Below are 23221 nucleotides of genomic sequence, written 5' to 3' on the forward strand. Positions count from 1 at the left end.
ATTTCTAAAAAGAAAACCAACGAGGGTAACTATGACTAAGTCTGAATTGATTGAAAGACTGTGCGCTGAGCAAACGCATCTTTCTGCAAAAGAAATTGAAGACGCTGTAAAAGACATTTTAGAGCATATGGCTTCAACACTAGAAAGTGGTGATCGAATCGAAATTCGCGGTTTTGGCAGTTTCTCTCTGCATTATCGTGAGCCTCGTGTTGGACGTAACCCAAAGACTGGTGACAAGGTTGAGTTAGAAGGTAAATACGTTCCTCACTTCAAACCAGGTAAAGAGTTGCGTGAACGAGTAAACTCAGGAATGTAGCCTACTTATCGGAATTAAGAAAAGCGGCATACTATAATGTATGCCGCTTTTTTATGACCATAATATGGTGGTCTGATTAGTAATTTTCCTGCATAATCGTACAGCTAACCAACCAATGAGTGATGAACTATGAAAATTATAAAAATAGTCGCCGTTATCGCACTTTTCCTAATTGCACTGGCTTTAGGCTCTCAAAACCAAGCAACTGTGAATTTCAACTATCTGCTAGCGCAAGGTGACTTCCACCTATCAAGTTTATTAGGTGTTGTATTCGTTTCAGGCTTCGCCCTTGCTTGGTTAGTCTTTGGTAATATGCACATGCGGTCTCAGCTAAAAATTCATCGCTTGAAGAAGCAACTCAATAAGCAATCAAAGCAGGTCGCTGCTGATACTAAAGCTTAAAGGCTATATTTGATGTTAGAGTTACTGTTCTTACTTTTGCCCATCGCAGCCGCTTATGGCTGGTATATGGGTAATCGTAATGCTCAGCAAGAAAAACAAAAGCAATCACACCAGATCTCCCGTCAATACGTGACGGGTTTGAACCTATTACTGTCAGACCAATCTGACAAAGCGGTTGATCACTTCATTGAGCTGCTTCAAGTAGACAATGAAACCATCGATACTCACTTGGCTTTGGGCAACTTGTTCCGCTCAAGAGGCGAAGTCGACCGCGCTATTCGTATTCACCAAAATCTCATCTCTCGTTCGGGGCTTACCCTCGATCAGAAAAATCTCGCACTGCAACAATTAGCTAAAGACTACATGGTCTCTGGCTTCCTTGATCGCGCTGAAAAAATCTTTGAACAACTTGTAGAAGAACCTGACCATAAAGAGGGCGCTTTACAGCAGTTGGTGGCTATTTATCAGCAGACCCGTGAGTGGAACAAGGCTATCCATTACGGAAATATCTTAGTTAAGCTCGGCAAGAAAAAAATGAAGATGCGTGCGACCGTTGCGCATTTCTGGTGTGAACTTGCAATGCAAGAACAAGCCGATGGTAATCGTTCTAAAGCGCTCCAGCATTTTAAGAAGGCGCTTTCTGAAGACCCTAAATGTGTTCGTGCAAGTATCGCGCTAGGGAAGTTCCACTTAGCGAACGAAGATTACCAAAAGACAATTGATTGTCTTGAGTCGGTACTAGAACAAGATATCGATTTTATCAGTGAGGTGTTACCAACCCTTGCTGAGTGTTACCACAAGCTTGGACAAGAAGCTCAATTGGTCGAGTTCCTCAAAGCGTGTATTCAGAAGAAAGCAGGTGTATCTGCTGAACTGATGCTGGCGCAATTGGTTGCTCACCATGAAGATGTAGGCTCTGCTCAAGAGTTACTGACAAAGCAGCTTGTTAAAAATCCAACCATGAAAGGTTTTTATCGATTAATCGATTACCACCTAGCGGAAGCAGAAGAAGGCCGAGCAAAAGACAGCTTAACCACACTTCAATCTATGGTTGGTGAACAGCTTAAGGTTAAGCCTCATTACCGTTGTCGTCAGTGTGGTTTCTCGACACACTCTTTGTATTGGCACTGCCCTTCATGTAAAGGGTGGGGGACGATCAAGCCTATTCGTGGGCTTGATGGTGAATAGATTTGTGGTCACTTTAAGACCAAATTATTAATTGCAGCTTTCGGGCTGCATTTTTATGACTGTTATTTATCACCTGCTTAGGTGATTAGAAATTTTTAGAAAGTTAACTGCGTTAGGAGATGAAATGAACGACCAAAAAATCATTGTAGCCTTGGATTATGATAATCAAGCGGATGCGTTAGCCTTTGTCGATCGAATTGACCCAGCATCTTGCCGCCTAAAAGTGGGCAAAGAGATGTTTACCCTGTTTGGCCCTGAATTTGTTCGTGAATTACATAAGCGTGGTTTCTCAGTATTTTTAGACCTTAAATTCCACGACATCCCGAACACATGTTCAAAAGCAGTCCGTGCTGCCGCTGAACTGGGTGTTTGGATGGTGAACGTACACGCAAGTGGCGGTGAGCGTATGATGACGGCTTCTCGCGAAATCTTAGAACCTTATGGCAAAGATCGTCCACTGTTAATCGGTGTAACGGTACTCACCAGTATGGAGCAATCTGACTTAGCGGGTATCGGTCTGGATCTTGAACCACAACAACACGTGATGCGCTTGGCTTCTCTAACGAAAAACTCTGGCTTAGACGGTGTTGTATGTTCTGCACAAGAGGCTTCTTTGCTTAAAGGTGCACTTGGTCAAGAGTTCAAGCTAGTTACTCCAGGTATTCGTCCTGTCGGCGCAGATGTTGGTGACCAGAAGCGCATCATGACGCCTTCTAAAGCGATTGAATCAGGTTCAGACTACCTTGTTATTGGTCGTCCGATTACGCAAGCGATAGACCCTGCTGCTGTACTTGCAGAGATCAACGGTACGCTTGCTTAAGTCTATATTTGGATTGAGATATAAATAAAGAAGGCCAGCAAATTGCTGGCCTTAATTTTTTAGTCTGGATTAGTCTAAACTGGACTGAATGTTCTGTGTGGAGCCTAAACCGGAGCACCACTATGGAATTTGAAGTCGCTGTCTTCTGAAGTGATAAGATCAGCTTCTACTTGAGCAAAATGCGAAATACGCTCTGAAATATCTTTCCCTGCGATCTGTTCTGCTAGCTCAAGGTAATCTTGGTAGTGGCGAGCTTCTGAACGAAGTAGAGACACGTAAAACTTCTCCATGTCTTCTTCCAAGAAAGGAGCCAATTTAGCGAAGCGCTCACAAGAGCGAGCTTCAATAAACGCACCGATGATAAGCTTATCAACCAGAGCATCAGGCTCGTAAGTCTTAACTTGTTTGATCAAGCCCTTAGCGTAACGACCCGCCTCGATTGGCTGGTAAGTCACGCCTTTCTTCTCCATCAACTCCATGACTTGGTAGAAGTGATGCAGCTCTTCTTTGATCAGTAAAACCATCTTATCGATTAGGTCAGCACCGTAATTACAGCCTTCTTTCGCTGTGATTTGCTTGGATACGTTGCTTTTACCACGCAGAGACTCTAAGTCTCCGATACGACGGTAAGCAAATTGCTCGTATGGCAAAATCCATTCATTCAGTTGCTTCGCGCTTTCTTTATCGACGGCGTACTTGCGAATAAGGAATAAAGCACTCTGTGCCGCCTTAAGTTCACACAGCATGTGATCGCGTAGAATGATGTGAAGATTTTCTGGCTTTTTGGCTTCATCTATCCATGAATCTGGCGTTTCGGCTTTAAGAAAAGACTGGATTGGAGCGAGTAATTCTTGATACATGGTCAGGGAAAGTTTGTTGATAATGCGGGGATTTTATCACAGCTCAAGAGATCTCCCTATACAGAGAAAGGAAATTCAACAGCTACAAAAAAGGCCGCCTATTTAATGTAAATAAGGCGGCCTTTAAGTGTTGAGTTAGACTGTTACCATTTCTTCTTCTGACCGAAGAGGGCATCCATATCGTCTTCTCGTTCTTTAGATTCCATCTGCTGCAAATCTTGAGCGTTTTTGTCTTGGCGTTTCTGGTCAAGCTCGTTAAGCATCTGTTGAAGCTTTTCTTTGGCTTGATTAGAGTACGAGTCGTTCTTAGTCGCCAAAGCATCAATACCTTTGCGTAATAGCTGAATCGCTGTTCCCGGTTGTCCGCGAGAAATCGAATCGTTTGCACGTTTGATAACATTTTCAATGTTAATACGGATTTGAATTGTTTCTAGGCGAGCATTTTCAACCACATAAGCTTGAGTCTCGAAACGGCCTTTATTGTGCTCGTTGCGCACCGTATCACGCAGGCGTTTAACTAACTTAAGCATCATGATCGCTTGCTTGTCACTACTTGGTACGCGGAAAGCGGTACTCTCGCCACCTTTGTAGTTCTCTTTTAGCTGAGTGATTTGTTGTTTTACGCTTTCAATGCGTTGGGCAAGCTGCTTATTTTTTGGATCGAGTTGATACATGTTTTCTAATGCATCAAGAATTCGATTGTTTAAGCATACAAGAAGATCTTGGCTAAACGGCATGTGATGAGCGTTGCCAATCAGTTCTTCTGTACCGTCAATAATGGTTAGATAACGAGAAGCTTCCTGTTTCTTCGCTGTTTCTACCTTAACTTTATATTGAAGCATGATGTTGTAGCCTAAAACTAACACCAAAAGAACGGCTACTAAGACGATTATTAAACCAATATTCATATATTTGAGTCTGCTTATTATTTTCTATAGCTAACTGGAGAGGATACACGATTCCATTGTGTATCGGCACTCGTAAATTGCAATTTCTGATTATCTCTTGTTGAGCGAAATCGGCAATCAAAACTTACCAACTAATGTATGAGAATGAGGGTTGGGTTGCAAAGCGTTAGTGATATTTTTGTTTGTTAAGCTAGAAAAACTCAATTTTTCTGTCATTTTTGTGTTCGAAGCGTTATAACTATTAATTATATTACACGCGACTATAACGCTCTCTTTGCAAATAAGTTAGCACAGAAATGAGTAAAGGATTACGAGGTTAGATATGAAGTTACAGCAACTGAAGTACATTGTTGAGGTTGTAAACCATAACCTAAATGTTTCAGCTACAGCAGAGAGTTTGTACACATCTCAGCCTGGCATTAGTAAGCAAGTTAGATTACTTGAAGACGAACTAGGCATTCAGATTTTTGAGCGTAGCGGCAAGCATCTAACGCAGGTTACCCAAGCGGGTGAGGATATCATTCGTATCTCTCAAGAGATTTTGGCGCGCGTTGAAAGCATTAAAGCGGTAGCGGGTGAACACACACATCCAGAGATGGGTACATTGAATATTTCAACGACTCATACTCAAGCTCGTTATGCACTGCCTGATGTGATTAAAGGTTTCACGGCGCGCTATCCAAAAGTATCGCTTCACATGCACCAAGGTACGCCAAGCCAAATGTCAGAAGCCGTCGCTAAAGGTACAGCGAATTTTGCGATTGCAACGGAAGCGCTACACCTTTACCAAGATGCGATTATGCTGCCTTGTTACCACTGGAACCGTTCGATCGTCGTGACCAAAGATCATCCCCTGGCACAGAAGCGTAATATCACGATCGAAGATCTTGCGGCTTACTCTCTCGTGACTTATGTATTTGGTTTCACTGGCCGTTCTGAGCTTGATACCGCGTTTAACAAAGTAGGTTTAACACCGCGTGTTGTGTTTACTGCGACCGATGCAGACGTAATCAAAACCTACGTTCGTATGGGCATTGGTGTTGGTGTCATTGCAAGTATGGCCATCGACCAAGAACAAGATACGGACCTGGTCGCTATTGATGCTAGTCATTTATTTGGTGCAAGCACCACAAGCATTGGCTTTAGAAAAGGCACTTTCCTGCGTTCGTACATGTTTGATTTCATGGAGCGTTTCGCCCCGCATTTAACTCGACCTGTTGTTGAACAAGCTATCTCTTTAAAATCGAATGATGAGATCGAAGAGATGTTTAAGGATATCGATCTGCCAGTTCGTTAATCTCATCGTGTAAATTTTGATTCTTATTCGGCCTGTATTTGCAGGCCGTTTTTCTTTTGGGCTTTTAGTTTTCGTTTTCTTTATCGGGCCTTTCCATTTCGACCTCTTACCCCTACAATCCACGCATCATAGGGGGAAGCATGCATTCACGATTTAAAATACTCGATTCATTTTTGCTAGAGCACCAGATTTACTGGCGTTCAGAGCCTTTTCACCTATGCCAAACTCAACAGCAGCCGTGGAAAGAGGTCAATCGTCCACTCGTTGATTGGTTAGAAAGCTTAGATAATGAAAGCATTCAAACCTTAAAAGAGCAGCCTCAGCTTTTGATTGAGGAACTGACTCGTTTCCTACCTGAATTAGAAACTGCTACCCAAAACATCCAGTTCGATAACACTGCTTTGGTTGGTTTAGACCTCCCACGTGGTACTGCTGATGGTATTCCTGGCCGAAAGCTACATCAAATTGTCGCAATGGGCGAGGCTGCATTATGCCATCACCATGGCAAAGAGTGGCTCGAGTGGTGTTCTGGTAAAGGCTTTCTTGGTCGAATCCTATCTCAGCAATCGGATCAAAAAGTCACTAGCTTTGAATGGCAGCAATCGTTATGCGAAAGCGGACAAAAGATTGCGGATGACCAGAAGTTAGCGATGGATTTTGTTCAAGGAGATGCGTTTTCAGACAAGGCCGATGACGTGTTTAATTCGTACCAACATGCCGTGGCCCTTCATGCTTGTGGTGATCTTCATGTTGAGCTAGTTAAAAAGTCAGTGTCACATGGGCTACCAGCGGTCACTATTTCTCCTTGTTGTTATCATCTTATTCGAGACGAAAACTATCAAGCGATGTCTTCTATCGCGAAAAGCTCAGCATTAACGTTAAGTAAGAGCGACTTGAGAATCCCGCTTCAAGAAACCGTTACTGGTGGTGAAAGAGTAAAAAGACATCGTCAACTAGAGATGAGCTATCGTCTAGGCTTCAGCCAGTTGCTTAAGGCTGAACTTAACATTGACGAATACATTCCTGTACCGAGCATCAAAAAATCAGAGTTAGCTGAGGGTTTTGAATCTTTCTGCCGTTGGGCATCTGAATTGAAAGAGCTATCGCTGGGCTCAGATATTGATTTTGACTCTTATTTGATTCAAGGCGAAGCGCTTTTCTGGGAAATGGAAAAGCTGAGTTTGGTTCAACAAGTCTTTAGACGACCATTAGAGATATGGCTGGCTTTAGATCGCGCTATCTATCTGCAAGAGCAAGGCTATGAAGCTACGATTGAAGAGTTCTGTGAACGCAGTATTACGCCAAGAAATCTATTGATTCATGGGGTTAAAATCGAGCGCTAGTGGTAAACCGTACTGTTACGTGTTTTTACGAACTAAATCCATTAATGCAAAAAAGCCAGCGCGACATAATGTCGTACTGGCTTTTTGTTTAATGTGTATGAGTTAACTGAACGCTTCAACGAGAAGATTATTGCGTTCAGTTAGTCATTACATCATTAGTTAAACATTGCGATTGCTTCTGCTGGGTCTACGTATTCAAGGTCAAAGCTTTCTGCAACTTCTTTACAAGTTACTTTACCGTGAATAACGTTTAGACCTTCTAGGAAGCCTTCATCAGATAGAAGTGCATCGCGGTAGCCTTTGTTCGCTAGCTTAACAATGTAAGGAAGTGTTGCATTGTTTAGTGCGTAAGTTGAAGTACGAGCAACAGCGCCAGGCATGTTTGCAACACAGTAGTGAACTACGTCATCAACAATGTAAGTTGGGTCTGCGTGAGTGGTTGCGTGAGAAGTCTCGAAACAACCGCCTTGGTCGATTGCAACATCAACAACTGCTGAACCTGGCTTCATCTTAGCGATGTGCTCTTTTGTAACCAATTTTGGAGCTGCTGCGCCAGGAATTAGTACTGCACCAATTACTAGGTCTGCTTCTAGAACATGCTTCTCAATGGCGTCTTCAGTAGAATAAACCACTTTTGCGCGACCTTGGAATTCTTCATCAAGTCGACGCAGTGTATCTACGTTACGGTCAAGAATTGTAACATCAGCGCGAAGGCCTACAGCCATACGTGCTGCGTTAGCACCTACAACACCGCCACCAACAACAACAACTTTTGCTGGTTCAACACCTGGAACGCCACCAAGAAGAAGACCACAACCACCGTTAGATTTCTCTAATGTTTGTGCACCTGCTTGAATAGACATACGACCAGCTACTTCAGACATTGGTGCTAATAGTGGCAAGCGACCCATATTATCTGTTACAGTCTCATAGGCTACGCAGACAGCTTTGCTCTTGATAAGCTCTTCAGTTTGTGGAAAATCTGGTGCAAGGTGTAAATAGGTAAATAATATTTGCCCTTCGCGAAGCATAGCTCGCTCGACAGCTTGAGGTTCTTTAACCTTTACAATCATCTCTGCTTTCGCGAAAACGTCAGCAGCAGTAGGAAGAATGGATGCGCCTACAGCGATGTAATCATCGTCTGAAAAACCGATACCAGTACCGGCATTGGTTTCTACAAAAACTTGGTGGCCGTGTGAGATTAGTTCTCTCACGCTAGCTGGGGTCATACCAACGCGGTATTCGTGGTTCTTGATTTCCTTAGGTACGCCAATGATCATCCTGACTCCTCATTTTATTTTGGTTGTTTTATCTATGTGTAGGGTAATTCTGTCGAATTAATATCTAGTATAGATAGGTTTAGATAAAATTTGATACTGAATATTAAAAAGTTGTAGTATATTTTTTTGCAAGGAAGTAATAAGGTGGAATAAAAAATGGCAGACAATTATAAGAAGCCGTCCAAGGAACTAGATCGTATTGACCGCAACATTCTTAATGAGTTGCAAAAAGACGGTCGTATCTCAAACGTTGAACTCTCAAAACGAGTAGGACTTTCTCCAACTCCATGTCTTGAACGTGTTCGTCGTTTAGAACGTCAAGGTTACATTACTGGGTACACAGCGTTGCTGAACCCACAGTACCTTGATGCTTCACTTTTAGTGTTTGTTGAAATTACGTTGAACCGTGGTGCGCCAGATGTGTTCGAACAATTCAACACCGCTGTGCAGAAACTGGATGACATCCAAGAGTGTCATTTAGTGTCGGGTGATTTTGACTATCTTCTAAAAACACGTGTATCTGATATGGGTGCTTACCGTAAGCTACTGGGTGATACGTTACTTCGTCTACCGGGCGTAAACGACACTCGAACTTACGTAGTAATGGAAGAAGTGAAACAAACCAATCAACTTGTGATTAAAACTCGTTAGTCACAATTGGTGAAATGAAAGAAAGCGGACATTTGTTCCGCTTTCTTGCTTTCTGGAATTGGGTTTTTCTGTTTGATATGGTTAAATCAACAGTAGTTTCATTGAAACGAGCGGCTTTGGCCGCTCGAGATGTTTTTATCCCGTTTAATTATTAAGTTGGTTTATGTTCAAGCAGAGCAGTAATAAAGTAGAAACAATCATTAAAACGAGTGAAGAGCCTCAGTCTCCTCGTTTGAGTGGTTCTCAACGTCTCAAAGAGTGCAGTCTGATTCTCGGTGTTCTCTTCTCTATTCTACTTGCCGTTGCGTTATTAACTTTTAGTCCTGCAGACCCATCATGGTCGCAAACGGCGTGGGGTGGTGACATTCAAAATGCGGGTGGCTACCTAGGTGCTTGGTTGGCGGATACGCTTTTCTTCGTATTTGGCTCTTTGGCTTACCCTCTGCCTATCTTAGTGACGGTTGCTGCGTGGGTTTTATTCCGCAAACGTAATGAAGACGAGCAGATCGACTTCATGCTGTGGGGCACTCGCTTACTTGGCCTGACTATCCTAATTCTTACGAGTTGTGGTTTAGCGGATATCAACTTTGACGACATCTGGTACTTTTCATCCGGTGGCGTGGTAGGTGACGTTTTAACAAGCCTTGCACTTCCAACGTTGAATGTTCTTGGTAGTACGCTGGTTCTTCTTTTCTTATGGGGTGCTGGTTTCACTCTATTAACCGGTATCTCTTGGCTAAGCATTGTGGAATGGTTGGGTGAATGTGCCATCAAATTTTTCACGTCTACTGTTAATAAGGCTCGTGGCCAAGACCAAGAGCTGCTTGAGCCTCAATTAAGAGAATCAGCAGACCGCGATTTAATCGAAGAACGTCATCAGCAGCATCAAGCGCCAACTTACCGCGATGTTCCTGCTATAGAAGGCAACAAAGAATCAACAGAGCATGATCCGCTAGATCCTGCGATGAGTTTTTCTGCGACCAATGAGTCGGCAGACGTGGCGACAAATGCGCGAGACAATGCTGCATCGCCGAAGCGTCATTACAATATTCATATGCCTGTCGATGCTCCTGCGAAACAAGAAGCTCCTGTTCATGAAGAACCTCAGGTTCAGCCTCAAGCGGTAATTGAGTCAGAGCAAACGATCCCTGCAGCAGCTGTTTACCAAGCGCCAGAAGAACCGCTAGAAGAAGGTATTGAGCGCTCTAAACAGTTGAATGCAACGATAGAGCAGCTAGAAAATGCGGCCATGTATGAAGATGACCTAGCAGAACAAGATCAGGTTGACGCGCATGATTCTCAGGTTGCTTACCAACAATACATGCAGAACGAACAACCAGAAGTTGGCCCTGCTCATGCTGACCTTGAAAGTGCTGAATCAGAATTAGATAGCTCACCACAAGTAAATGGCGAATTTGGTGCTGAAGATGTCCAACCTGAATCTTTATACGCTTCACCTATGGGCGAGCCAGAAGCAACCGTGGAAGACGATTTCTCTGCACAACCTTCACCGTTTGATGTTACGGAAGAGCAAAGCTACCAACAGGGCTCAGAGCTTGAATCAGAACAGGCTGAAGCTGAATTAGCTGACGCAGCATTAATCGAAGAACAGTTTGAACCTTTCCCTTATCAAGAAGAACATTCAGAACCTGAACAGCCAACAGCACAAAACCTAGAGCCAACTGTTGATCTTCCTTGGGAAGAAGTAACGGAAGAAGAACCTGCGCATCAAGATCAAGATGTCGCCGCATTCCAAAGCATTGTTTCTGAAGCCCAAGCGAATATGGCAGCGGCGCAGAATCCGTTCTTGGTTCAACAAGATGTTAATTTACCTAAGCCTGCTGAGCCATTACCCACGCTTGAATTGTTATTCCACCCTGAAAAGCGTGAAACCTTTATTGACCGTGATGCGCTAGAGGCAATTGCTCGTCTTGTTGAATCTAAGCTAGCGGACTACAAGATCAAAGCAGACGTTGTCGACATTTTCCCAGGTCCAGTAATCACTCGATTCGAACTTGATCTGGCTCCAGGTGTGAAAGTAAGCCGTATTTCTGGCCTTTCTATGGACTTAGCGCGTTCGCTCTCTGCATTGGCAGTACGTGTCGTAGAAGTGATTCCGGGTAAACCTTATGTTGGCTTAGAACTGCCGAATATGAGTCGCCAAACGGTATTCTTCTCAGACGTGGTTGCTAGCCCTCAGTTCCAAGAAGCGAAATCGCCAACGACAGTGGTTCTAGGACAAGACATCGCTGGTGAAGCCGTTATTGCTGATCTATCGAAAATGCCTCACGTTCTGGTTGCAGGTACAACCGGTTCTGGTAAGTCGGTAGGTGTGAACGTAATGATTCTGAGTATGCTTTACAAAGCATCACCGGAAGATGTTCGCTTCATCATGATCGACCCGAAAATGCTTGAGCTATCGGTTTATGAGGGTATTCCTCATCTATTGTCTGAAGTGGTAACCGACATGAAAGATGCGTCGAACGCCCTTCGTTGGTGTGTTGGCGAGATGGAACGACGTTATAAGCTGATGTCAGCATTAGGCGTTCGTAACATTAAAGGTTACAACGATAAGCTTAAGATGGCAGCGGAAGCGGGTCACCCAATTCACGATCCACTGTGGAAGCCGGGCGACAGCATGGACCCAGAAGCGCCATTGCTTGAGAAACTGCCTTACATTGTGGTTATCGTTGATGAATTTGCCGACCTAATCATGGTGGTTGGTAAGAAGGTTGAAGAACTGATTGCACGTTTGGCACAAAAAGCACGTGCGGCGGGTGTTCACTTGATCCTAGCGACGCAACGTCCATCAGTGGATGTTATTACTGGTCTTATTAAAGCGAACATTCCAACCCGTGTGGCCTTTACGGTATCAACTAAAACGGATTCACGAACTATCCTTGACCAAGGTGGTGCGGAATCACTATTGGGCATGGGTGATATGCTTTACTTGCCTCCTGGTTCTAGCCATACAACTCGTGTTCACGGTGCCTTTGCATCTGATGACGATGTACACGCAGTCGTGAATAACTGGAAAGCGCGTGGTAAGCCAAACTATATTGATGAAATCACCAACGGCGAACAAACCCCAGAAACCTTGCTTCCGGGTGAGAAGATGGAAGGTGATGAAGAGGTCGATCCTCTGTTTGATCAGGTGGTAGAACACGTTGTTCATTCACGTCGTGGCTCAGTTTCAGGTGTACAGCGTCGATTCAAGATTGGCTACAACCGTGCTGCACGTATTGTCGAGCAACTTGAAGCTCAAGGTATCGTAAGTGCTCCAGGTCATAACGGTAACCGAGAAGTCTTAGCACCAGCGCCACCAAAAGATTAGTTCCGGTAGGAACTCATAACTATTCAGTCGGTCAAATCGAAAATATGACCGACTTATGTTCTAACAGGATTATTGATGAAAAAAGTATTCGCACTTTTATTTATGAGCTTCTCAGTGTTTGCTTCTCCGAAAGAAGAGTTGAGTAGCCGCTTGGCATTAAACGCAGGCTTCAGCGCTGACTTTAAACAAGTCGTGACCAGCCCTGATGGTGATGTTGTTATGGAAGGTGAGGGCACGGTAGAGATTGCACGCCCAAGCCTGTTCCGCTGGGAGACCACGTTCCCTGATGAAAACTTGTTGGTATCTGATGGCCAAAGCTTGTGGTACTACAGCCCGTTCATTGAGCAAGTGAGCATTTATTGGCAAGAGCAAGCGACATCACAGACACCTTTTGTCCTGCTTACACGTAACCAAGAAAGTGATTGGGATAATTATAATGTGGCGCAAACGGGTAACCAATTCACGCTAACGCCAACCGCTGTCGATTCTAATCAGGGTGACTTCCAGATTAATATCACCGAAAAGGGCATTGTTCAGGGCTTTAATGTGATTGAACAAGACGGTCAAAAAGGTGAGTTTACCTTTAGCAATGTTGATTTGGGTAAACCTGCAGCAGACCGCTTTACTTTTGTGGCACCGGAAGGTGTCGAGGTCGACGACCAAAGAAACTGATCTAAACAAGCAGATCGTTTGGTAGTACGTCGATAGGCATTAATGCCATCAACGAATCAAGAGATTGCAATTGAGTAATTACAGCTTAGATTTTGCGGGGGACGAAGATTTTCGTCCCCTTGCTGCTCGTATGAGACCGGAAACTGTCGAACAGTACATCGGTCAGCAGCATATATTAGGCCCAGGTAAACCACTTCGCAGAGCGTTGGAAGCGGGCCATATCCACTCGATGATTTTGTGGGGGCCTCCGGGCACCGGTAAAACGACGTTAGCCGAAGTTGCAGCAAACTATGCGAATGCTGAAGTGGAACGTGTATCGGCGGTAACCTCGGGCGTAAAAGACATTCGTATTGCAATTGAAAAAGCGCGCGAGAACAAGCAAGCAGGGCGCAGAACCATCCTGTTTGTGGACGAAGTCCATCGCTTTAACAAAAGTCAGCAAGATGCTTTTCTGCCTCATATCGAAGATGGCACCGTGACCTTTATTGGTGCGACGACAGAAAACCCATCTTTTGAACTGAACAACGCTTTGTTGTCACGTGCGCGTGTCTACAAACTGACGTCCCTGAACACAGATGATATTTCTCTTGTCATTCGCCAAGCGATTGAAGATAAGCAACGTGGGTTAGGTGATGTGCCTGTTGATTTTGCTGATAATGTTTTAGATCGCCTTGCAGAACTGGTTAACGGCGACGCGCGTATGTCGCTTAACTACCTTGAACTGCTGTATGACATGGCAGAAGACAACGATAAAGGCGAGAAAGCGATAACCTTGCAGTTGTTGGCTGAAGTGGCTGGTGAGAAAGTCGCTCGTTTCGATAACAAGGGTGATATTTGGTACGACCTAATCTCCGCGGTTCATAAGTCAATTCGTGGCTCAAACCCTGATGCGGCCTTGTACTGGTCAGCACGAATGATTGCTGCGGGTTGTGATCCTTTGTATATCGTTAGACGCTTGCTGGCGATTGCTTCTGAAGATATCGGTAACGCTGATCCTCGCGCCATGCAGGTAGCGATGTCGGCTTGGGATTGCTTCACGCGCATTGGCCCTGCTGAAGGGGAGCGTGCGATTGCGCAGGCGGTTGTTTATCTCGCATGTGCACCAAAGAGTAACGCCGTTTACACCGCGTGGAAGCAAGCGTTAACAGATGCTCACAATCTTCCTGAATATGAAGTGCCGCATCATTTGCGAAATGCACCGACAACTTTGATGAAGGACATGGGCTACGGGCAAGAATACCGTTATGCTCATGACGAACCAGGAGCCTACGCCGCTGGTGAAAAGTATCTGCCTCCTGAAATGGGAGAGAAGCAATACTATTTCCCAACAAAACGAGGCTTAGAGACCAAAATTGGCGAGAAGCTAGATTATCTGGCGGATTTGGACGCAAAAAGCCCACAAAAACGCTATGAAAAGTAGTCTTTTTTGGATATCGTTACCTAGTCATAAAATTTCAATTAAATCGTTATAAATTGGTCGAAATAGCACCAATTTTAGGGGTTTAGCAGTGATTCAGTAGCAAACTACTGAATATTCAAATAACTAAAGCATAGGATTAGCAATGCTGGATTCTAAATTACTTCGAGCTGAGCTGGATGAAACAGCGGCAAAATTAGCACGTCGAGGCTTCACCCTTGATGTAGAGACAATTCGTGAACTTGAAGAAAAACGTAAGTCCCTTCAGATGAAAACTGAAGAGCTACAAGCGTTACGCAACTCTCGATCGAAGTCCATTGGTCAAGCGAAAGCAAAAGGCGACCATGAAGAAGCTGAGCGTATCCTTGCAGAAGTAGGCAACTTAGGCGCAGAACTAGACCAAGCTAAAGTAGCATTGGCTGATCTTCAATCTGAGCTAGAAACGATCACAATGTCTATTCCTAACCTACCTGATGCAGAAGTGCCAGATGGTAAAGATGAAGACGATAACGTAGAAGTTTCTCGTTGGGGTCAACCTAAGACTTACGACTTTGAAGTGAAAGATCACGTCGATCTTGGCGAAATGTCTGGCGGTCTTGATTTTGCTAGCGCAGTTAAAATCTCGGGTTCTCGTTTCATCGTGATGAAAGGCAAATTTGCACGTCTACACCGTGCTATTGCTCAGTTCATGCTGGACCTTCACACTGATGAGCACGGCTACACAGAAATGTACGTACCGTATCTAGTGAACCACGATAGCCTTTACGGTACTGGTCAACTTCCTAAGTTCGGCGAAGACTTGTTCCACACAAGCCCGCTAACTGAGCAAGTAAGTGACGTACCTCTTAAGACTCTATCGCTTATCCCTACTGCGGAAGTACCGGTAACGAACATGGTTCGTGACACGATCACTGATGAAGCTGAACTGCCACTTAAGATGACAGCTCACACCCCGTGTTTCCGTTCTGAAGCGGGTTCTTACGGTCGTGACACTCGTGGTCTTATCCGTATGCACCAATTCGACAAAGTTGAATTAGTACAAATCACTAAGCCAGAAGACTCAATGGCAGCGCTTGAAGAGCTAACTGGCCACGCTGAGAAAGTACTTCAACTTCTAGAGCTTCCTTACCGTAAAGTGATTCTATGTACAGGTGACATGGGCTTCGGTTCTGCGAAAACTTACGACTTAGAAGTATGGGTTCCAGCACAAGAGACTTACCGTGAGATTTCTTCTTGTTCAAACATGTGGGATTTCCAAGCGCGTCGTATGCAAGCTCGTTTCCGTCGTAAAGGCGAGAAAAAACCTGAACTTGTACACACACTAAACGGTTCTGGTCTTGCTGTTGGTCGTACTATGGTTGCTATCCTTGAGAACAACCAAGAAGCAGATGGCCGTATTGCTATCCCAGAAGTACTTCAACCATACATGGGCGGCGTAACGCACATCGGTTAATTAGATTGATTAAGCATTAGGTTACTTATAAAACCCAGCCAACAGGCTGGGTTTTTTATTGCCTATAGAATAGTGCAGTGGCGAGAAATAAATAATTTTTGTTACCTATGTGTAATAGTGTTTTATTGATTTTGATAATTATTACAATCCTTAAATGTGGCTATAATATGCTCTTACCGCGGTAGGTATAGATTTTCTCGTTCAAATACTGAGGAGGGCTTATGGCCGTAGGATGGGCAGGTGACGATAGTGTCAGCCAGCAAATACAAAATACCATTGATGATGAGATCTCTCGTGTAAGAGGAAACCTTCGAGGTGGTGAGGGTTTGCGTTATTGTGATGAGTGTGGTGATGAGATTCCGGAACAAAGACGACGCGCGATCAAAGGCGTTCGTTTGTGTATAGAATGTCAGTCAATATTAGAGCATGACGCACATCGACATTCATTGTTTAACCGTCGAGCAAGTAAAGATAGCCAATTACGTTAAACTGACGGTTACCTTCAAGCAGTTAAGGCCTTACTTTTATGTAAGGCCTTTTAGTTTAATTAAATGATTTATTAATGAAGATATATAGAAATAATCGTCGCTCTTGTTTAGAGCAATAAACGCCTTATTTAAAGCAATGAGTATTTTGTAATGCAGTGTCGATAGCAGCGACCAATTGCTCAATATGTTGTGGTTTGATAATAAACGGAGGCATCATATAAATTAGCTTACCAAACGGACGGATCCAAACGCCTTGCTCTACAAAGTGAGCTTGAATGGCTTCCATATCGACGGGTGTGTGAGTTTCAACGACGCCAATAGCGCCTAACCAACGCACGTCTTTAACCAGTTCATGTTCTCGCAACGGTGGTAACAACTCAGAAAAGAGCTGTTCAATCTGTTGAGTCTGATTTTTCCAATGGCCTTGCTCGATGATGGATAAACTTGCCGCACCGACTGCGCAAGCCAATGGGTTGCCCATAAAGGTTGGCCCGTGCATAAAGCAGCCCGCTTCACCGCCACATACCGTGTCAGCAACTTCCTTACTCGCAAGCGTCGCTGACAATGTCATATAGCCACCAGTTAAAGCTTTGCCTACGCATAATATGTCCGGTTGAACATCGGCATGCTCACAAGCGAACAGTTCCCCTGTGCGGCCAAATCCGGTCGCAATCTCATCCAAGATCAGCAATACGTTGAATTCATCACACAGCAAGCGAACTTGTTTTAGGAACTCAGGGTGGTAGATGCGCATGCCGCCAGCCCCTTGAACGATAGGCTCTAAGATCACCGCTGCGACTTCTTGATGGTGTGCTGCCAGCTTTTCTCGAAAACTATCGATGTCACTTGAGTTCCACTCATCCCAAAAGCCTGTTTTTGGCGAATCAGCGAAAATATGTTCCGGCAAAAAGCCTTTGTAGAGGCTGTGCATCGAATTGTCAGGGTCGGTCACTGACATCGCCGCAAAGGTATCACCGTGGTAGCCATCTCTTAGTGTGAGGAACTTTGAACGAGGTTGTCCTTTAGCGTGCCAATATTGCAATGCCATCTTGAGGCTAACCTCTACGGCAACTGAACCTGAATCGGCCAAAAATACATGCTCAAGATTACTTGGCGCGAGATTCAAAAGCTTCTTACATAGATCGATAGCGGGCTGGTGGGTGATGCCACCAAACATAACGTGTGAAACCTTATCGATTTGACTATGAGCTGCAGCGTTTAGCTCTGGATGATTGTAGCCGTGGATGGTTGACCACCAAGATGACGTACCATCAATAATTCGTTTTCCGCCTTCTAATTCTAGGTAAACACCGTCTGCGTTGGTGACTGGGTAGCAGGTCAGAGGTGTTAACGTTGATGTGTAGGGATGCCAGATATGCTGGCGATCAAAGGCGAGATCCATAGTAACTTCCATTCTTGGTGTGATTAAAAAATAACCAGATGTAAACTTTTGATATTATCAATGTGTTGACAGTCTAAAGCTTGTCGGTAGACTAGCCAAGCATAAATGCAATCTCTATTGATAGAGATGAAACATCAAATAATAAAAAAGGATCGACACGTGGAAGTTCGTCATGACTGGACAGTTGCTGAAGTAACAGCACTGCTTGAAAAACCGTTTATGGATTTAATGTTTGAAGCTCAAGTGGTTCATAGACAGTACCAAGAGCACAACCACGTGCAGGTGAGTACGCTTCTATCGATTAAGACTGGTGCTTGTCCTGAAGACTGTAAGTATTGTCCTCAAAGTGCTCACTACCGAACGGATGTCGACAAAGAACGCCTAATGGAAGTAGAGCGTGTTTTGGATGCGGCGCAAAAAGCCAAGAACGCGGGCTCGACTCGTTTCTGTATGGGCGCGGCGTGGAAAAACCCGAAAGAACGCGATATGCCTCACTTGACTGATATGATCAAAGGTGTGAAAGGTATGGGTCTAGAAACCTGTATGACACTAGGCATGTTAACCCCTGATCAAGCTGGCGAGTTAGCGGATGCAGGCTTGGATTACTACAACCATAACCTTGATACGTCTCCCGAGTTTTACGGCAGCATCATCACCACTCGTACTTACCAAGATCGTTTAGATACGCTATCTCACGTACGTGATGCCGGTATGAAGATCTGTTCTGGTGGCATTATTGGTATGGGCGAAAGTACCAATGACCGTGCAGGCCTGCTGGTAGAGCTAGCGAACCTTCCGGTACACCCTGAGAGTGTGCCAATCAACATGCTCGTGAAAGTGAAAGGCACACCGATGGAAAACGTCGATGATGTTGAATCTTTTGACTTCATTAAGTTGATTGCGATTGCTCGTATCATGATGCCAATGTCAGCGGTTCGTCTATCTGCAGGTCGCGAGAATATGAATGAACAGATGCAGGCGATGTGCTTCATGGCTGGCGCGAACTCTATCTTCTACGGTTGTAAGCTACTGACTACGCCAAACCCAGATGAAGACACGGACATGCAGCTGTTTAAGAAGTTAGGCATCAACAGCCAACAAGTGGCTCAGAAGCCTGATGAAATTCAAGAAAACGAACTGTTAGATCAAGTAGTGGAGCGCGTTGCTGCTCGTCCAACGAAAGATGACATGTTCTACGATGCCACTGTTTAAATCCCGTATCAAAGATGCCCTTGTTCAACGCCGTGAGCAGGGGCTAACTCGTCAACTTAAAGTGCTCGAAAACAGTAATGGTCCTTTGCTTAATTGCGAAGGTTCTCGCTTTATTAATTTTTCGAGTAATGATTACCTAGGCTTGGCGAACGACCCTGAATTGGTAGAGGCGTGGCAAGCGGGGCTTTCCCTTTATGGTGCTGGCAGTGCGGCATCGCCATTGGTCACGGGTTTTAGTCCTGCTCATAGAAATTTAGAAGCTCAGCTGTGTGAATGGTTGGGCTTTGAACGTGCGATTCTCTTTAGTTCTGGTTTCAGTGCGAACCAAGCCTTGTTGTTTTCTCTGCTCGAAAAAGACGACTCTCTGCTGCAAGACAAGCTTAATCACGCCTCTTTGATGGAAGCGGGGATGCTTTCTCATGCAACCATGAAACGCTTTAAACACAACGACACGCAGCATCTAGAGTCTCTATTAAGCCGATCTCTACAATCCTTGGTCGTCACTGAGGGCGTATTCAGCATGGACGGCGATCAAGCGCCTCTCAGCCAGATATCTAACCTGACTCATCAATACGACAGTTGGTTGGCGGTTGATGATGCCCACGGTATCGGCGTATTAGGTGATAAAGGAGCTGGGAGTTGCAGTGCAGCACAAATCTCCCCCGATATTTTGGTGGTGACCTTTGGCAAAGCATTTGGCGTTTCTGGTGCTGCGATTCTTTGTTCGTCAGAAGTGGGTGATTACTTAACTCAGTTTGCTCGTCATCATGTGTACTCGACGGCGATGCCACCTTCACAAGCGGTGGCTTTATCTCATGCCTGTAAGATGACTCAAACTCAAGAGTGGCGCCGAGAAAAGCTGACTGAGTTAGGGTCTCTCTATGCAGAGCAGGTGAGCGGCTTGAAAGGCTTTGTGGATACTCAGACTCCGATTAAGCCATTTGTGATAGGTGAAGCACAAGCGGCATTATCAATAGCTGAAGAGTTAAAGCAAAACCAAGTTTGGGTGACCGCAATAAGGCCGCCAGCCATACCTGCTGGAACTGCTCGATTACGAATCACGTTAACAGCTAACCATAGCCCAAAACAGATTCTCCAGTTAACCAGGTCGTTGCATCAAGCCATTGAACGAAACATCGACTTAAGCACTGAACCGGGTATCCATCCAAGCTTTGAATCAAATAAAGAGGCTCAGTAAATGTCACAAGAAGCAGTAGTGCATAATTACGTTGGCCAAGATAAGAGTGCGATTGCCGAAGCCTTTGGTAAAGCGGCAACAACCTATGACAAACACGCTGAATTTCAACGCGATGTTGGCCACCGATTACTGGATAAATTACCCAGCGATCTGTCAGGCTTTAAGGTGCTGGATCTAGGTTGTGGTACTGGCTATTTCTCCGAGCAACTTGTAAAACGAGGCGCCGAAGTGGTTTGCGCTGATCTTTCTGTTGGAATGCTAGCAACAGCAGAGAAGCGGTGTGGTGCATCTGTATCTTTATATCAACAAGCCGATGCCGAACAATTGCCGTTTGAAGATGGGTGCTTTGACATCGTTTTCTCTAGCCTTGCGTTGCAATGGTGTGACGATTTGTCGTCGCCTTTGAGAGAGATGAAGCGTGTTACAGCGGCTGGTGGGCGTGTTATTTTCTCAACTTTGCTTGATGGGTCGCTGTTTGAACTGAAAAAGTCGTGGTCCAAAATTGACGCACATCAACACGTTAACCATTTTATTACAATCAATAAGGTAAAAATTGCGTTAGCGCAATCTAGCTGTACCGTTCATCAACTAGACTTGCCCACCATCACCGTTTGGTACGACACTGCGTTTGAACTGATGCGCGACCTTAAAGGTATCGGCGCTAATCACGTAAGTGGTCGCTCACAAGGTTTAACAAGTCGTCGCATGTTGCAGCTTGTTGATCGGGAATATCGAGAGTTTAAGAACCATCAAGGTTTCTTACCAGCAACATATCAAGTTTGTTTAGGGGTTATTCAATTATGATTGATGCATTATTCATTGCAGGTACGGATACCGAAGTGGGAAAAACTGTGGTTTCAAAAGCGATTCTTCAAGCTTTGGCCGCACAAGATTTATCAACAATTGGTTACAAGCCAGTTGCTGCAGGGAGTGAAAAATCTCCTGAAGGACTACGTAATAGTGATGCACTGCATCTTCAAGAAGCGGCGACGCAAGATATTGCTTACGAAGACGTCAATCCATATGCGTTGTTGCTACCATCATCGCCTCACATCGCTGCTAAGCATGACGGCGTGGTGATTGATGAAGCCGTATTATCTGCAAAGCTGGAAGAGCATAAGCAAAACTCTGACATCGTGTTAGTTGAAGGTGCTGGTGGTTGGCGTGTACCGGTTTCAGATGATGAATACTTGTCTAGCTGGGTTAAAAAAGAGCAGCTTCCAGTGGTACTGACTGTGGGTATTAAGCTTGGTTGTTTGAGCCACGCACTGCTAACTGCTGAAGCGATTCGTGCTGACGGACTAAACTTAGTTGGTTGGGTAGCAAACCGTATTAATCCAGGCACTGAACATTACGCTGATATTATTGCGATGCTTGAAGATAAGCTAGGTGCACCAAAGTTAGGTGAGATCCCTTACGTACCAAAAGCGAAGTCTAAGAATATTGGCAAGTACATTAATGTACAGCCATTGCTTGAGCTTTAATTCTCAAGTTATACGAGAAATAAGAAAAGGGCTGCGATTGCAGCCCTTTTGCTATTTTAAGCCTTTAGACCTTGAGTTGATAAACAACCGGTCTTTTAATAAACAAGCTTAGAACTAATGTTCTTTAGTCAGTCCCATTAAAGCTTGCTGAGTTTCTGTGATTTTTGTCTGTGCCGTTTGCGGTGTTAGGATTCCAACCTGCTTTTTCGCTTCTTCTTCAGTAATCCCTAGGTGACAGCACAGTAAATCGATAGCCATTTGAGTGTTAGTACCTTCAACCATGATCCTTTCCTTTTTGTACATGGACTAGCCAATAAATCATCTGAAGTCACTGTAAACGGATTGTTATATCGACACCATACGACTTAGGTCTAATAGAGTGGATTTAATTCGGATATGGTCTCGTAATCAAATGTTGCAATTTAATGCTTAACCTTGTTTTCTTAATCTAAGACTATATGTATAAGTAAGTATAAGTCTTCAAGGTTGGAATCTATTGCTGTCTGCCTTGTCTATAACAATAAGTTTTATAAAAACAGCTTTCATGCGGAGATAAGTAATGAAGCGAGTAATGTTGTTCCTTGCAACTAACCTAGCGGTTGTATTGGTACTAAGTGTTGTTCTTAATGTTGTATACGCAGTTACAGGTATGCAACCCGGTAGCCTATCAGGCTTATTGGTGATGGCTGCGGTATTTGGTTTTGGCGGCTCATTCATTTCATTAATGATGTCGAAGAAAATGGCGCTACGCTCGGTAGGCGGCATGGTCATTGAAAGCCCACGTAACGAAACAGAACATTGGTTGATGGAGACGGTAAGCCGTCAAGCTCAACAAGTTGGTATTGGTATGCCAACAGTGGCGATCTACGATTCGCCAGACATCAACGCATTCGCAACAGGTGCTAAGCGTGACGATTCATTGGTAGCGGTATCAACAGGCCTGCTGCACAACATGACACGTGACGAAGCTGAAGCGGTATTAGCGCATGAAGTTAGCCACATCGCAAACGGCGACATGGTGACGATGACCCTAATGCAAGGTGTTGTGAACACGTTCGTTATCTTCCTATCTCGTTTCATCGCCAACATTGTTGCGTCGAATGACAACGAAGAAGAGGGTGGCAGCAACATGATGGTGTACTTCGGTGTGTCTATGGTGCTGGAACTGGTATTTGGTTTCCTAGCGAGCTTCATTACCATGTGGTACAGCCGCCACCGTGAGTTCCATGCTGATTCAGGTGCTGCGCACTTGGTTGGTAAAGAGAAGATGATTGCAGCGCTAGAGCGTCTAAAGGTGAGCCATGAGCCACAACTAGAAGGTTCTATGATGGCGTTTGGTATCAACGGTAAGAAGTCTCTAACAGAGCTTCTAATGAGCCACCCGCCGCTAGACAAGCGTATTGCTTCTCTACGTAACATGTAATCGCTACGTATTCTTCAGTCGCTAATCGACAAGATACATTTGAAAGGCTTCCTTCGGGAGGTCTTTTTTGATC

At 44.6% G+C, this 23221-nt stretch carries 22 protein-coding genes; 17 read left to right on the forward strand and 5 right to left on the reverse strand.

Features of this window, described 5'->3' with window-relative positions; translation table 11 throughout:
* Positions 1 to 31 precede the first annotated feature (31 nt).
* The 4 genes from ihfB to pyrF all read left to right on the forward strand — a co-directional run bounded on the left by ihfB (position 32) and on the right by pyrF (position 2726).
* Complete coding sequence (gene ihfB / locus A136_RS08835) at positions 32 to 316, forward strand: integration host factor subunit beta (protein ID WP_017060238.1); 285 nt, start codon at positions 32 to 34, stop codon at positions 314 to 316.
* 129 nt (positions 317 to 445) lie between these two features.
* Positions 446 to 718 carry a LapA family protein gene (locus A136_RS08840; RefSeq protein ID WP_017065308.1) on the forward strand — a complete coding sequence of 91 codons (273 nt, stop codon included), beginning with the start codon at positions 446 to 448 and terminating at the stop codon, positions 716 to 718.
* A gap of 12 nt (positions 719 to 730) precedes the next feature.
* Entirely contained in the window at positions 731 to 1906 is a 1176-nt protein-coding gene (gene lapB, locus A136_RS08845; protein ID WP_017060240.1) for a lipopolysaccharide assembly protein LapB, read from the forward strand.
* 124 nt (positions 1907 to 2030) lie between these two features.
* Positions 2031 to 2726: an orotidine-5'-phosphate decarboxylase gene (pyrF, locus tag A136_RS08850; protein WP_017060241.1), complete on the forward strand. Its 696-nt coding sequence runs from the start codon at positions 2031 to 2033 to the stop codon at positions 2724 to 2726.
* Between the two features lie 104 nt (positions 2727 to 2830).
* Here pyrF and miaE read toward each other — a convergent pair whose 3' ends face one another.
* Positions 2831 to 3586 (reverse strand): tRNA isopentenyl-2-thiomethyl-A-37 hydroxylase MiaE, encoded by a 756-nt coding sequence (miaE, locus tag A136_RS08855; RefSeq protein ID WP_017065309.1) that lies wholly within the window; start codon positions 3584 to 3586, stop codon positions 2831 to 2833.
* A gap of 143 nt (positions 3587 to 3729) precedes the next feature.
* A complete protein-coding gene (locus A136_RS08860; protein ID WP_017060243.1) occupies positions 3730 to 4494 on the reverse strand; it encodes a hypothetical protein in 765 nt (254 codons plus the stop codon).
* 322 nt (positions 4495 to 4816) lie between these two features.
* On the opposite strand from A136_RS08860, the gene cysB reads away from it, so the two are divergent.
* Together cysB and A136_RS08870 are read left to right on the forward strand one after the other, a co-directional pair.
* Complete coding sequence (cysB, locus tag A136_RS08865; RefSeq protein ID WP_010439939.1) at positions 4817 to 5791, forward strand: HTH-type transcriptional regulator CysB; 975 nt, start codon at positions 4817 to 4819, stop codon at positions 5789 to 5791.
* A gap of 140 nt (positions 5792 to 5931) precedes the next feature.
* Entirely contained in the window at positions 5932 to 7134 is a 1203-nt protein-coding gene (locus tag A136_RS08870; protein ID WP_017065310.1) for a methyltransferase, read from the forward strand.
* A 155-nt stretch (positions 7135 to 7289) separates the two neighbouring features.
* Here A136_RS08870 and ald read toward each other — a convergent pair whose 3' ends face one another.
* Complete coding sequence (ald, locus tag A136_RS08875; protein ID WP_017065311.1) at positions 7290 to 8414, reverse strand: alanine dehydrogenase; 1125 nt, start codon at positions 8412 to 8414, stop codon at positions 7290 to 7292.
* A gap of 156 nt (positions 8415 to 8570) precedes the next feature.
* Between ald and lrp the strand changes: the two genes are divergently transcribed.
* The 6 genes from lrp to A136_RS08905 all read left to right on the forward strand — a co-directional run bounded on the left by lrp (position 8571) and on the right by A136_RS08905 (position 16429).
* Positions 8571 to 9065: a leucine-responsive transcriptional regulator Lrp gene (gene lrp / locus A136_RS08880; protein WP_004734558.1), complete on the forward strand. Its 495-nt coding sequence runs from the start codon at positions 8571 to 8573 to the stop codon at positions 9063 to 9065.
* Positions 9066 to 9228: 163 nt separating this feature from the next.
* Entirely contained in the window at positions 9229 to 12399 is a 3171-nt protein-coding gene (locus A136_RS08885) for a DNA translocase FtsK (protein WP_017065312.1), read from the forward strand.
* A gap of 75 nt (positions 12400 to 12474) precedes the next feature.
* A complete protein-coding gene (gene lolA / locus A136_RS08890; RefSeq protein ID WP_017060248.1) occupies positions 12475 to 13071 on the forward strand; it encodes an outer membrane lipoprotein chaperone LolA in 597 nt (198 codons plus the stop codon).
* Between the two features lie 64 nt (positions 13072 to 13135).
* Positions 13136 to 14491 (forward strand): replication-associated recombination protein A, encoded by a 1356-nt coding sequence (locus A136_RS08895; protein WP_017060249.1) that lies wholly within the window; start codon positions 13136 to 13138, stop codon positions 14489 to 14491.
* A gap of 142 nt (positions 14492 to 14633) precedes the next feature.
* The gene (serS, locus tag A136_RS08900; RefSeq protein WP_017060250.1) at positions 14634 to 15941 is read left to right on the forward strand and encodes a serine--tRNA ligase; all 1308 of its coding nucleotides are present in this window, start codon (positions 14634 to 14636) and stop codon (positions 15939 to 15941) included.
* Between the two features lie 221 nt (positions 15942 to 16162).
* The gene (locus A136_RS08905) at positions 16163 to 16429 is read left to right on the forward strand and encodes a DksA/TraR family C4-type zinc finger protein (RefSeq protein WP_017060251.1); all 267 of its coding nucleotides are present in this window, start codon (positions 16163 to 16165) and stop codon (positions 16427 to 16429) included.
* Positions 16430 to 16553: 124 nt separating this feature from the next.
* On the opposite strand, the gene bioA is transcribed toward A136_RS08905, so the two are convergent.
* A complete protein-coding gene (gene bioA / locus A136_RS08910; RefSeq protein ID WP_017065313.1) occupies positions 16554 to 17831 on the reverse strand; it encodes an adenosylmethionine--8-amino-7-oxononanoate transaminase in 1278 nt (425 codons plus the stop codon).
* Positions 17832 to 17990: 159 nt separating this feature from the next.
* Here bioA and bioB point away from each other — a divergent pair, with 159 nt between their 5' ends.
* From bioB to bioD, 4 genes are read left to right on the forward strand one after another with little or no spacing between them, the layout of a single operon-like run.
* Complete coding sequence (bioB, locus tag A136_RS08915) at positions 17991 to 19043, forward strand: biotin synthase BioB (RefSeq protein WP_016792500.1); 1053 nt, start codon at positions 17991 to 17993, stop codon at positions 19041 to 19043.
* Positions 19030 to 20241, forward strand: coding sequence for an 8-amino-7-oxononanoate synthase (gene bioF / locus A136_RS08920; protein ID WP_017060253.1), 1212 nt, complete (start codon positions 19030 to 19032; stop codon positions 20239 to 20241). The genes bioB and bioF overlap by 14 nt, the downstream gene beginning before the upstream one ends.
* Positions 20242 to 21045, forward strand: coding sequence for a malonyl-ACP O-methyltransferase BioC (gene bioC, locus A136_RS08925; protein WP_017060254.1), 804 nt, complete (start codon positions 20242 to 20244; stop codon positions 21043 to 21045). It begins immediately after the preceding gene.
* Positions 21042 to 21725, forward strand: coding sequence for a dethiobiotin synthase (bioD, locus tag A136_RS08930; protein WP_017065314.1), 684 nt, complete (start codon positions 21042 to 21044; stop codon positions 21723 to 21725). Before bioC ends, bioD begins: the two co-directional genes overlap by 4 nt.
* A gap of 114 nt (positions 21726 to 21839) precedes the next feature.
* Here bioD and A136_RS22835 read toward each other — a convergent pair whose 3' ends face one another.
* Positions 21840 to 22007 (reverse strand): hypothetical protein, encoded by a 168-nt coding sequence (locus tag A136_RS22835; protein WP_017060256.1) that lies wholly within the window; start codon positions 22005 to 22007, stop codon positions 21840 to 21842.
* A 277-nt stretch (positions 22008 to 22284) separates the two neighbouring features.
* Here A136_RS22835 and htpX point away from each other — a divergent pair, with 277 nt between their 5' ends.
* The gene (gene htpX, locus A136_RS08935) at positions 22285 to 23148 is read left to right on the forward strand and encodes a protease HtpX (RefSeq protein WP_029235299.1); all 864 of its coding nucleotides are present in this window, start codon (positions 22285 to 22287) and stop codon (positions 23146 to 23148) included.
* Positions 23149 to 23221 lie beyond the last annotated feature (73 nt).

It is taken from the genome of Vibrio crassostreae 9ZC13, assembly GCF_000272045.2.
In the GTDB taxonomy this organism is placed as follows: Bacteria; Pseudomonadota; Gammaproteobacteria; order Enterobacterales; family Vibrionaceae; genus Vibrio; species Vibrio crassostreae_C.